This window comes from Streptomyces daliensis (assembly GCF_054782395.1).
Map to the genome: position 1 here is coordinate 113,177 of NZ_BAAGSO010000070.1, position 11,344 is coordinate 124,520.

At 72.6% G+C, this 11,344-nt stretch carries 9 protein-coding genes; 4 read left to right on the plus strand and 5 right to left on the minus strand.

Features of this window, described 5'->3' with window-relative positions:
- The first annotated feature begins 816 nt into the window (after window positions 1–816).
- Window positions 817–1,602, plus strand: a complete 786-nt coding sequence (locus ACYVOO_RS16695; RefSeq protein WP_461016425.1) for a response regulator transcription factor — start codon at window positions 817–819, stop codon at window positions 1,600–1,602.
- A gap of 17 nt (window positions 1,603–1,619) precedes the next feature.
- A complete protein-coding gene (locus ACYVOO_RS16700; RefSeq protein ID WP_461016426.1) occupies window positions 1,620–3,350 on the plus strand; it encodes a sensor histidine kinase in 1,731 nt (576 codons plus the stop codon).
- Here the strand turns inward: ACYVOO_RS16700 and ACYVOO_RS16705 are convergent.
- Together ACYVOO_RS16705 and ACYVOO_RS16710 are read right to left on the minus strand one after the other, a co-directional pair.
- A complete protein-coding gene (locus ACYVOO_RS16705) occupies window positions 3,254–4,813 on the minus strand; it encodes a metallophosphoesterase (RefSeq protein ID WP_461016440.1) in 1,560 nt (519 codons plus the stop codon). The two genes, ACYVOO_RS16700 and ACYVOO_RS16705, sit on opposite strands and share 97 nt — an antisense overlap.
- A 39-nt stretch (window positions 4,814–4,852) precedes the next feature.
- Complete coding sequence (locus ACYVOO_RS16710) at window positions 4,853–5,140, minus strand: SCO4848 family membrane protein (RefSeq protein WP_461016427.1); 288 nt, start codon at window positions 5,138–5,140, stop codon at window positions 4,853–4,855.
- Between the two features lie 186 nt (window positions 5,141–5,326).
- Between ACYVOO_RS16710 and ACYVOO_RS16715 the strand changes: the two genes are divergently transcribed.
- On the plus strand, window positions 5,327–6,541 hold the full coding sequence (locus tag ACYVOO_RS16715) for a D-alanyl-D-alanine carboxypeptidase family protein (protein WP_461016441.1): 1,215 nt from the start codon (window positions 5,327–5,329) through the stop codon (window positions 6,539–6,541).
- Here the strand turns inward: ACYVOO_RS16715 and ACYVOO_RS16720 are convergent.
- The 3 genes from ACYVOO_RS16720 to trpS all read right to left on the minus strand — a co-directional run bounded on the left by ACYVOO_RS16720 (window position 6,435) and on the right by trpS (window position 9,685).
- Window positions 6,435–7,526 (minus strand): YihY/virulence factor BrkB family protein, encoded by a 1,092-nt coding sequence (locus tag ACYVOO_RS16720; RefSeq protein ID WP_461016428.1) that lies wholly within the window; start codon window positions 7,524–7,526, stop codon window positions 6,435–6,437. The two genes, ACYVOO_RS16715 and ACYVOO_RS16720, sit on opposite strands and share 107 nt — an antisense overlap.
- Before the next feature lie 273 nt (window positions 7,527–7,799).
- Window positions 7,800–8,552, minus strand: coding sequence for a 2'-5' RNA ligase family protein (locus ACYVOO_RS16725; RefSeq protein ID WP_461016429.1), 753 nt, complete (start codon window positions 8,550–8,552; stop codon window positions 7,800–7,802).
- 116 nt (window positions 8,553–8,668) lie between these two features.
- Entirely contained in the window at window positions 8,669–9,685 is a 1,017-nt protein-coding gene (trpS, locus tag ACYVOO_RS16730; protein ID WP_461016430.1) for a tryptophan--tRNA ligase, read from the minus strand.
- 243 nt (window positions 9,686–9,928) lie between these two features.
- Here trpS and rocD point away from each other — a divergent pair, with 243 nt between their 5' ends.
- Window positions 9,929–11,143: an ornithine--oxo-acid transaminase gene (rocD, locus tag ACYVOO_RS16735; protein WP_461016431.1), complete on the plus strand. Its 1,215-nt coding sequence runs from the start codon at window positions 9,929–9,931 to the stop codon at window positions 11,141–11,143.
- The last annotated feature ends 201 nt before the right edge of the window (window positions 11,144–11,344 follow it).

Here is an 11,344-nt window from a genome sequence, read left to right on the forward strand (position 1 = left end):
ACGCCCATCCCCCCTTCGCGGGGTGCGACTGCGGCGCCTTGCCGTGTGGCGGCCCACCCCCAGCGCGGGACCTACGGTCCCCACTCCACGGGCCAACCGTCCCGCGCAACTCCCCCTTGGCAGGGGTGCGCCTACCCGATTGCCCTCTGGGGTCTCGTTCGCGTGCTGCGGCCCGGTGGCACGGGTTGTGCCCACCCTCCCCCAGCTACCGCTGGGAGGTGCCCCCTCGCCGAGCGGGACGCTTGCCCACAACAAGGGTGACCGGCCCCCTCCGGCGAGGCGCCGGAGCGGGCGCATGGGTGCCGATGAGGCACCGGTCCACAGCATGGGAACAAGCGGAGGGGTCACCGGCCGGAGGTTGGCCACCGGGTGGGAGGGGACGTGGTGGGGTGTCCCCGCAAGTGGTGGCGACGAGTATGTACAGACAGCCGAAAAGCCGACGCAGGCAGCCGAAAAACCGACCCGCACTTGTCGCCGCCCGAGGAGACACCCCGGCACGGCACCGACCCCCACCACACACCAACCCCACAACCACGGCCGAAACCCCGAATCACGCGGCGCCAGCCGCGACGCACCGGTCCATACGCCGCGCCGAAGCCACCGACCAGGCACCCGAACACGGCGCCAAGCCACACGCGCACCGCCCCCGTGACGCCGCACAAAAATCAGCGCGGGACCCTACGGCACCCACCACACCGGCCAACCGTCCCGCGCAACACCCCCGACGAACCGGCACCCCCCGTTTCCTTCCGCACCCCGCGAAGGGGACCCGCAACACCCCCGACGGACCGGCAACCCCCCGTCGATACTGGACGTATGAAGCCCTCGACGGCCCAGAAGCCCGCGTCGTCGTCGACGCGTACCGCCACCGTTCTCGTGGTCGAGGACGAACCGAGCATCGCGGACGTCCTCGCGATCACCCTCCGCTTCCACGGCTTCGCGGTAGTGACCGCAGCAGGCGCGCAGGCCGCCGTCGAGGCCGCCCGCGCGGCGCGGCCCGACGCGGTGCTGCTCGACATCGCGCTGCCCGACGGCGACGGCCGCCAGGTGTGCCGCGTGCTGCGCGCCGAACACGCGGATCTCGCCGTCGTGTTCCTCACAGCGCGCGACGCGCCGGCGGAGGTCGTCCAGGGCCTGACGCTGGGCGGCGACGACTACATCACCAAGCCGTTCAACGTCGACGAGGTGGTCGCACGGCTGCATGCCGTCCTGCGCCGCACCCGCGCCGCCACGGCGCGCGGCGCGGACCGCGCGGACCGCCCCGCCTCCCCCGAGCGTCCGCCCGTGCTGCGGCACGGAGACCTGGAGCTGGACGAGGCCACGTACACGGTGCGGCGCGGCGGGCGTTCGGCGGATCTGACGCCGACGGAGTTCGCGCTGCTGCGCCACCTCGTGCGGCACGCGGACCGCATCGTGCCGAAGGAGCAGTTGCTGCGGGACGTGTGGCGCTACGAGCACACCGTCGAGTCGACGGTCGTGGAAACGTACATCAGCTATCTGCGCCGCAAGCTGGCCCCCCTCGGCCCGCCCCTGATACGTACGCGCAGAGGCGTCGGCTACGGCCTGCGCCCCGCAGAGGACCAGGGCACGGGCGCCCCATGAGGCCGCCCCGGATACGCGTGCCCCGGATACCGTCGCGCCGGGCGCGGCGCCCCGGATCGCTGCGCGCCAAGCTGACCCTGAGCGGCATCGCCATGCTCGCCACGGGCATCGTCGTCGCGACGTGCATCAGCCTGGTCGGCGTCAAGCACTATCTGATGTCCGCGATCGACGCCGACCTGCTGCGCACCCGCGACGGCATCGAGCAGGCGCGCCCCACGGCCGACCGTATCGCCGCGATCGGCACCGTCGCCAAGCTGAACGGCACCCTGAGCCCGGACGACCTGGGTCACGCGACGGGCGGCACGCTGCTGTTCGCCGCGATCGGCGCGGACGGCGAGGCCACGAAGGTGGCCGGTATCAGGACGGACGCACGGCAGCGGGCCCTGGCCGCCGCCGTGACCGATCCGGCCGCGCTGGTGAACGCCTCGCAGCCGCGCGACGTGCATGTGGACGGCAGGCTCCACCGGGCCACTGCGGTGCGGCTGGGCGACGGGCAACTGGTGGTGCTGGCCTCGTCGGTGAGCAGCGTGCACAAGGTGATGGCGAAGGTGGTGCGGCTCGAACTCGCCGTCGGTGTGGTGCTGATGGCCGGGCTGGGCACGGCGTCGTTCTTCGGCGCGCGGCGTCGGCTGCGTCCGCTGGAGGACATGGTCGAGACGGCCTCCGCCATCGCGGAGGGCTCCCCGGACGGGGAGGAGGGGCCCGACGGGCTCGGCCTGTCCCGCAGGGTCGCGGCGCCGCCGGACAAGCACTCGGTGAGCGAGGTCGAGCAGTTGCGCCTGGCGCTCAACGCGATGCTGCACCAGGTCGAGGCGGCCTTCCTCACCCGCGAGCACGCGGCGGCCCAGTTGCGCCGCTTCGTCGCGGACGCCTCGCACGAGCTGCGGACGCCCCTCGCGGCGATCCGCGGCTACCTCCAGTTGTACGAGCGCGGCATGCTCACGGAGGACGAGGAGCGGACGCGGGCGCTGGCCCGTATGACGGCCGAGTCGGAGCGGATGGCCCGCCTGGTGGACGAGCTGCTGGCACTGGCCCGGCTCGACCAGCGGCCCGAGCTGCGGCCACGGGCCGTGGACGTGGCGCGGCTCGTGGAGGAGTCGCTGGCGGATCTGTCGGCGCAGCAGCCGGATCGGCCCGTCGAGCTGACGGTGGGCCCCCGGGACGGGAATGGCGAGGGCGAGGGGTGCGTGGCGCTCGCGGACGAGGCGGTGCTGCGGCAGGTGGTGGGCAACCTCGTGGCGAACGTCCGCGTCCACACCCCCGTCGCGGCCCGGCTCGACGTCTCCGTGACCCGCGTACCCGCCGAGGACGGGCACGACGGCCGGGACGGCGATGTCCGGGACGGCAGCGACGAGGACGCCGGGGCGCGCGGCCCCCTCGACGGGGAGCGGATCGTGCTGCGCGTGGCCGACGAGGGCCCCGGCATGGCCCCGCAGGACGCGGCCCGCATCTTCGACCGCTTCTTCCGTACGGGCTCGGCCCAGGGCAGCGGCCTGGGCATGTCCGTCGTGCGGGCCGGTACGGAGGCGCAGGGCGGCACCGTCCACGTCACGACGGCGCCGGGCGCCGGGCTCGCCGTGACGGTGACGCTCCCGGGGACGGACGGCGGTGCCCCGGAGGGGGGCGACGAGAAGAGCCCCGAGGAGAGCGGTCAGGCGCGCTTGGCGGCCAGCCGCACGATGGTCACGTCCGACTCGGCCCCCACCCGCACGGGCGGCCCCCACGCACCGGCGCCGCGCGTGACGTAGAGCTGTGTGTCGCCGTAGCGCTCCAGGCCAGCGACGGTGGGGTTGGCGAGGCCCGCGAGGTACTCGCCCGGCCACATCTGGCCGCCGTGGGTGTGCCCGGAGAGCTGGAGGTCCACACCGTGGTCGACGGCCTCGTGGATCTGCACGGGCTGGTGCGCCAGGAGGACCGAGGCCCGCGAGGTGTCGCGGTCGCCGAGGGCGCGCGCGAAGTCGGGCCCTTCGCCGGTGTCCTCGCCCGCGACGTCGTTGACGCCCGCGAGGTCGAAGCCCGGCAGTTCCTTGCGGGCGTTCTCCAGCGGCTCGATGCCCAGTTCCCGTACGTGGTCGACCCACTCGGCCGCGTCGCCGAAGTATTCGTGGTTGCCGGTGACGAAGAAGGACCCGTGCCGGGAGCGCAGGTTGCGCAGGGGCTCGGCTGCCGGGCCGAGGTCGGCGACGGAGCCGTCGACGAGGTCGCCGACGATGGCCACGAGGTCGGGCTGCGCGCTGTTGATCGTCTCGACGATGCGCTGGGTGTGGGAGCGGCCGAGGATCGGGCCGAGGTGGATGTCGCTGACGACGGCGATGCGGTAGCCGTGCGCCTGGCGGGGCAGCTTGGCCAGCGGGACGGTGACCCGCTTGAGCGTGGGGCCGTTCAGCACGCTGTACGCGCCGCCCGCCACGGTGGCGCCGCCCACGAGGGCGGCTCCGACGGCGACCGTGCGGGCGACGAAGAGCCGTCGCGAAGGCCCCGCGTCCGCCGTGTCCGTGCCCGCGTCCGTGCCCGTGCCCGTGCCCGTGTCCGCGCTTACGCGCCCGGCGCCCTTGTCCTGGCCGCCCGTGCCGCCCGCTCCGGCGGAGGGCGCCCGCGTGCTGCCGGTGCCGGTGCCGCCGCTCGCGGAGCCGCTTCCGGAGCCGTCGGCTCCGTCGCCCGTCTCGCGGGCCTCGTCCAGGGCCGTGGCCGTGGAGGCGGCCGGTTCGCGCTCGTCCTCCTCGTCCCGCACGGCGAGCCCCCCGGCCTGCCCGTCCGCCTCCGTCGCGGCCCCGGAACCGGAACCGGCGACAGGCGCCGGGGCACCCTTGGCCGCGCCGACCGCGAGCCCCGGCTCACGGGGTGCCGGAGCGGCGGCGCCCTCCCCCGCGCCGACGCGCCCCGCACCCGCGCCAGTACCCGTACCCGCACCCCGAGCCGCGTCGCGCCGCTCCAGGAAGCGCCGCAGCAGGGGCCGCACGGCCTCGCCGACCAGCAGGGACAGCAGCAGATAGATCAGCAGCGCGAGCCACAGATAGCCGGGCCAGGCCAGCACCCGCTCGACGGCGAAGGGCGCTCCGCCCCGGCCCGCGGTGAAGGTGGCGACGACGAGCAGCGGCAGCGCGAATGCCAGGACCGTGCCCGTACGGCGCCAGACACCGCCCGGTGCGGAGACGTCCCGCACGAGGCGGCGCCACAGATACCAGTGCGCGCCGACGACCACGCAGATCATCACGAGCGGAATCACGACGAACACGGCCCTTGCCACCCCTTACTCCCCGGACGACATGCGCCGGAGAGCTCTCAGCCCCCGGAAACCAATGACGCCGATCGCCGTGCCCAGGACGAAGGACGTGATGGCGAGCAGCAGATGCACCCAAAAGTAACCCGTGGGATCGCCCGCATCGTCGAATGCGAGCCCGCTGCCGTCCTTCCACAAGTTTTTGACAAAGGTGATCCAGATAAACCAGGACCAAACGCCAAAAGCAAGGAGAAACCAGGACACAGGGCGGCTGAGGGTGAGGGCGTGCGCGGGGCGCCCCCCGGAGGTCTGGGGCATGCATCCAGTATGGCCATCGGGCTAAGACGGTCGCCGGGAGGGGCTACCCCGCCCACCAGTTGGGCTCCCCGCGGCTCCCGCCCGGGGCGTACGCCCTGTACTTTCGGCAGGGTGCCCACTTCTTTTCATACCGGTCGTACCGGCCGTACCGGTCGCGCCGCGCTCGTCGCGGTCTCGACGGCCGCGATGCTGCTGCCCGCCTCACTCACCACCGCCGCACACGCCGATGAGGCGGACGGCAAGGGCAAGGAGCCCAAGCCGCCCGCACGCACGTCGTCGCTGGGCGGAGCACAGCTCGGCCTCCCCGGTACCAAGGTCGATCCCAAAGCGGGGGCCGGGGCGCCCGAGCTGCCGAAAAAGCTGACCGGCCGGTCCTGGATCGTCTCCGACGCGGAGACGGGGAAGGTGTACGCGGCCCACAACGCGCACTGGAAGCTGGCGCCCGCCAGCACCCTGAAGATGCTCTTCGCCGACACGGTGCTGCCGAAGTTCGAGAAGACGCAGGAGCACAAGGTCGCCCCCTCCGACCTGAAGGGCATGGGCGCGGGCAGCAGCCTCGTCGGCGTCAAGGAGGGCCAGACCTACTCCGTCCACGATCTGTGGCTCGGCGTCTTCCTCCGCTCCGGCAACGACGCGGTCCATGTGCTCTCCGCCATGAACGGCGGCAAGGAGAAGACCGTGCGCGAGATGAACGCGCACGCCCGTGAGCTACAGGCCATGGACACCCATGCCGTGAGCCCCGACGGCTACGACATGAAGGGCCAGGTCTCCTCCGCCTACGACCTGACGCTCTTCGCCCGCTCCGGGCTCCAGAAGGCCGACTTCCGCGAGTACGCCTCGACGGCGAACGCGAAGTTCCCCGGCGTCGCGAAGAAGGGCAAGAAGCGCGAGAGCTTCGAGATCCAGAACACCAACCGCCTGCTGACCGGCGACGTGGGCCTGAAGCCGTACCCGGGCATCGCGGGCGTCAAGAACGGCAGCACGACGAACGCGGGCAGCACCTTCACCGGAGTGGCCCAGCAGGGCGACAGGGTGCTGCTCGTGACGGTGATGCACCCGAAGACGGAGGAGTCCCTGGCGGTCTACAAGGAAACCGCCAGGCTCTTCGACTGGGGCTTCGCCGCCGCCGACAAGGTGAACCCGGTCGGCGACCTCGTCGCGCCGAGGAGCGAGGAGAGCGCCGCTCCCCCCGGCGACGCCAAGGGCGGCGACAAGGAGGGCCAGGCGGGCGGCGCCGGGGCGAGCGACAGCGCGAGCGCGGAGTCCTCGGGCGGCGCGGGCGTGGCCCTGGGCATCACCGCGGGCGTTCTCGTCCTGCTGGCCATGGTCGCGTACGCGGTGCACCGTCGCTGGCCGCTGTCCGATCTGTCGCGGCTGCGGCGGCGCCCGCCGCAGGGCTGACGGGGCCACTGGGACCGGGGGCGGCGCGGGTGGAGCCGGGCGCCGGTCCGCCGCTCCCGGCGCCGCCCGTACCACCCTCGCCGTCCCCGTCCCCGTCGCGCTGCTCCGCCGCCTCCGCCTCCGCCAGGACGGCGGCGCTGCGGCTCGGTGCCGCCGTCCACGCGGCGCAGAACAGCAGCAGCTTGGCCATGAAACTGATCCACAGCAGAAGCGCGACGGGGACGCCGAAGGCGCCGTACATGCTCTTGGCCGCCACGCCCTTCAGATAACCGCCGAGCAGCAGCTTCAGCAGTTCAAAGCCGACGGCCCCGGTCAGGCACGCGACGACCGTCTCGCGGCGCGGCGGGCGGACGCCGGGCAGCAGCGTCAGCATGTAGGCCAGCAGCACGAAGTTCGCGGCGCCCGCCGCCGCGTAGGCCGCCGTACGCAGCAGTACGGTACCGAGGCCGCCCTCGACCAGGCCCATCCGCTCCGCGACCCAGCTCACGGCGGTCACCGAGAAGGCCGAGCCGCCCAGCGAGACGAGCCCCACGGCACCGAGCCCGACCAGCGCGCCGAGGTCCTTGGCCTTGAGCAGGAACGGGTTGCCCGGGTCCTCCTCCAGGTCCCACAGGGCGCGCAGGCTCTCCCGCAACGAGCCGACCCACCCTGCCCCGGTGAACAGCAGCAGCGCGCCCGCGACGACGCCGACGGTGCCCGCGTGGTCGACCAGCGACTGGAGGTCCAGCTCGTCGGCGAGGCCGGGGAACTGGTCGGCTGTCCACTGCCGCACGCTGTCCATCTGCGCGTCGGAGAGGAGCGCGGCCCCGACGGCGGCGCCGACGGCCAGCATCGGGAAGAGGGCCAGGAAGCTGGTGAAGGTGATGGCGGCGGCCAGGCGCGTCCACTTGCGCGCGTCCAGGTGCTCGTACACGCGCCATACGCGCGTACGGAAGAGCCATGCCGCCGCGGGGCCGATCACCGGCAGTCTGGTGAGCCAGTCCATGTCCACCACCTGTCGTCGCGCTGTCGTCGCGCTGTCGTCACGGCTGTCGTCGCGCTGCGTTCCGCTTCCGTCGGCTCATCGCCTCATCGTCCCGAAAGCCTAGGCGCGCTCACCCCCGGCGCCTGGCAGGCCCGCCGGGTGGCGGGTTACCCGGCTTTCCCTGGTCACACGGCCGCGCGGGCATGGGAAAGCGGTGGCGAGGAGAGGCGGGGGACCACTCGCGGGCGCCGCCGCGCGCGGGGCGCACGGGTGGGGCTCAGGGGCGGGGAGGGATCAGCGCAGCGGGGCGAACGAGGCGTCCGGGCCGCACGCGGGCGAAGGGTGCGAGACCTGACGGGGCACGCCCATCAGCCGTGCTCCTTTGTCAGCGCATCCCGGTACCGCTCCGGCCTGACCGGCCGCTCCCGCTCCCGTACCGGTGCCTGTACCCGTCCGGCCGTTCTCAGTGGGCGATCCGGGCTGGCCGGACTGTCCCGCCTTCCCCTGCTGCCCCGGCTGGTCGCGGTCGCCGAAGGCGAACTCGCGCTGGAGCCGCCACACGAGGTCCTCGCCCTGCTCGTAGAGCGCGAAGCCCGTGGCCGTCCAGGACGCCTCGAAGTCGGCCAGCTCGGCGTACGCCTTGTCCATGGCCTCGTCGGAGATGCCGTGCGCGACGGTGACGTGCGGGTGGTACGGGAAGTGCAGCTCCCGCACCAGCGGCCCCTCGGGGGCCCGCACCCGCTCCTGGAGCCAGGAGCAGGCCGAGCCGCCCTCGACGACCTGCACGAAGACCACGGGCGACAGCGGCCGGAACGTGTCGGTGCCGGACAGCCGCAGCGGGAAGGCCCGCCCGGCGGCGGCGACCGACGCGAGGTGCGCCTCGATGTCGGGCCGCCTCCCGGCCTCGACCTCGGTCGGCGGGAGAAGCGTGATGTGCGTGGGAATGCCGTGGGCCGCGGGATCACCGAAGCCCGCGCGCCGCTCCTGGAGCAGGCTGCCGTACGGCTCCGGGACCGCGATGGAAACACCGAGCGTGACGGTCCCCACCTCGTCCTCCCTCCTCTGCTTGCCTCGTACCTCGTGCCTTGTGCCTTGTGCTCTGCCGCTGCCCGGGTGCTGGGTCCGGTCCGGGCTGGGCCGTCCGTCCTACGCGCCGGAGGCGCTCAGCTCCGCGCCGCGGGCAGGAAGCCCACTCTGTCGTAGGCCAGCGCCAGCGTCTCGGACGCCACGGCCCTGGCCTTCTCCGCGCCCTTGGCGAGGACGGCGTCCAGCGCCGCCGGGTCCGCCAGATACTCCTGCGTACGGGCCCTGAACGGGGCCACCCATTCGCCGACGATCTCCGACAGCTCGGTCTTCAGCGCACCGTAGCCCTTGCCGTCGTACTTCTGCTCCAGTTCCGCGATTCCGGTTCCGGTGAGCGTGGAGTAGATCGTGAGGAGGTTGCTGATGCCCGGCTTCTTGTCCTCGTCGAAACGGATCACCGTGTCCGTGTCGGTCACCGCACTCTTGATCTTCTTCGCGGAGACCTTGGGCTCGTCCAGGAGATTGATGATGCCCTTCGGCGTGGAGGCCGACTTGCTCATCTTGATCGCGGGGTCCTGGAGGTCGTAGATCTTCGCCGTCTCCTTGAGGATGTACGGCTCCGGGACGGTGAACGTCGCGCCGTAGCGGCCGTTGAAGCGCAGGGCGAGATCGCGGGTCAGCTCGACATGCTGGCGCTGGTCCTCGCCGACGGGGACCTGGTTGGCCTGGTAGAGCAGGATGTCCGCGATCTGGAGTACGGGGTAGGTGAAGAGGCCGACCGACGTGCGGTCGGCGCCCTGCTTGCTCGACTTGTCCTTGAACTGCGTCATCCGCGACGCCTCGCCGAAGCCCGTCAGGCACTCCATGATCCAGCTCAGCTGGGTGTGCTCGGGGACGTGGCTCTGGACGAAGACGGTGCAGCGGTCCGGGTCGAGGCCCGAGGCCAGAAGCTGGGCCGCGGCGAGCCGCGTGTTGTCCCGCAGTTCCTGGGGGTCCTTGGGGATGGTGATCGCGTGCAGGTCGACGACCATGTAGAACGCGTCGTGAGTCTCCTGGAGCGCGGACCACTGGCGCACGGCGCCGAGGTAGTTGCCGAGGTGGAACGAGCCCGAGGTGGGCTGGATACCGGAGAGCACACGGGGACGGTCGTTGGCCATGCGCCCCATTCTCTCAGGTCCCCGCCCCTGGCCGCGCACACCCTTCCCGTGAGCTGGGGCACCGTCCCCCCGCTGGACCGGAGGGCTGTCTTCCCCTGACCTGGGGCGCCGTGTTTCTTCGCAAAGCGGGCGGCGAACGATAGAAAGAGGCACCGCACGACGGTTCCGACGGTTCCACGAGCGCGTTCCCGGGGCCGATCCCGGCACCCCCGGGCCCCCGGCCGGAAGAAACGGAGACCCCGTATGTCCACCTCGGAAGAGCTGATCGCCGCCTCCGAAGAGCGCAGCGCCCACAACTACCACCCCCTCCCCGTCGTCGTCGCCTCGGCGGAGGGCGCCTGGCTGACCGACGCCGACGGACGCCGCTACCTCGACATGCTCGCCGGGTACTCGGCGCTCAACTTCGGCCACCGCAACCCGCGCCTGATCGCGGCGGCCAAGGCCCAGCTCGACCGCGTCACCCTCACCTCCCGCGCCTTCCACCACGACCGCTTCGCCGAGTTCTGCGAGGCGCTGGCCGAGCTGTGCGGCATGGACATGGTCCTGCCGATGAACACCGGCGCCGAGGCGGTCGAGACCGCCGTCAAGACGGCCCGCAAGTGGGGCTACCAGATCAAGGGCGTGCCCCAGGGGCGGGCGCGGATCATCGTCGCGGACAACAACTTCCACGGCCGCACGACCACGATCGTCTCCTTCTCGACGGACGAGGAGGCACGCGCCGACTTCGGCCCCTACACCCCCGGCTTCGAGATCGTCCCCTACGGCGACCTCGCCGCACTGGAAGCCGCGATCGACGAGGACCCGGACAGCACGGTGGCCGTGCTGCTGGAGCCGATCCAGGGCGAGGCGGGCGTGCTCGTGCCGCCGCCCGGCTATCTGGCGGGCGTGCGCGAGCTGACGCGCTCGCGGAACGTGCTGTTCATCGCCGACGAGATCCAGTCGGGGCTCGGCCGTACGGGGGCCACGTTCGCCTGCGAACACGAAGGCGTGGTCCCGGACATGTACGTCCTGGGGAAGGCGCTGGGCGGCGGCGTCGTGCCCGTGTCCGCCGTGGTCTCCTCGCGGGACGTGCTCGGGGTCTACCGGCCCGGCGAACACGGCTCGACGTTCGGGGGCAACCCGCTCGCCTGCGCGGTGGCGCTGGAGGTCATCGCGATGCTGCGTACCGGCGAGTTCCAGCAGCGCGCCCGCGAACTGGGCGACCACCTCCACCACGAGTTGGGGCTGCTGGCCGGTGCGGGTGCGGTGGAGGCCGTGCGCGGGCGGGGGCTGTGGGCGGGCGTCGACATCGACCCCGCGCACGGCACGGGGCGGGAGATCTCCGAGCGCCTGATGGCACGAGGCGTCCTGGTCAAGGACACGCACGGCTCCACGATCCGCATCGCGCCGCCCCTGGTCATCGCGAAGGAGGACCTCGACTGGTCCCTCGACCAACTCCGCACAGTCCTGTCCCCCTGACGCTCCCTTCGCGGGGTGCGGAAGGAAACACAGGGTTCCCGCTTCACGCTGGTGTGCCCCTTCACGGGGTGCGGGGTGAAGGCCACACGGGGTGCCCGCTTCTCGTGGGGGTGCGCCTGCTGTGGGTGCCCCTTGGGGGGTTCGTTCGCGTGTGGCGGGCCGGTGGCACGGGTTGTGCCCACCCGTCCCGCCAGCGGGACG

Coding starts and splice junctions, on each gene's coding strand:
- ACYVOO_RS16720 (WP_461016428.1), bottom strand. CDS start 7,526: ATGGACTGGCTCACCAGACTGCCGGTGATCGGCCCCGCGGCGGCATGG.
- ACYVOO_RS16710 (WP_461016427.1), bottom strand. CDS start 5,140: ATGCCCCAGACCTCCGGGGGGCGCCCCGCGCACGCCCTCACCCTCAGC.
- ACYVOO_RS16715 (WP_461016441.1), top strand. CDS start 5,327: ATGCTGCTGCCCGCCTCACTCACCACCGCCGCACACGCCGATGAGGCG.
- ACYVOO_RS16705 (WP_461016440.1), bottom strand. CDS start 4,813: ATGATCTGCGTGGTCGTCGGCGCGCACTGGTATCTGTGGCGCCGCCTC.
- trpS (WP_461016430.1), bottom strand. CDS start 9,685: ATGGCCAACGACCGTCCCCGTGTGCTCTCCGGTATCCAGCCCACCTCG.
- rocD (WP_461016431.1), top strand. CDS start 9,929: ATGTCCACCTCGGAAGAGCTGATCGCCGCCTCCGAAGAGCGCAGCGCC.
- ACYVOO_RS16695 (WP_461016425.1), top strand. CDS start 817: ATGAAGCCCTCGACGGCCCAGAAGCCCGCGTCGTCGTCGACGCGTACC.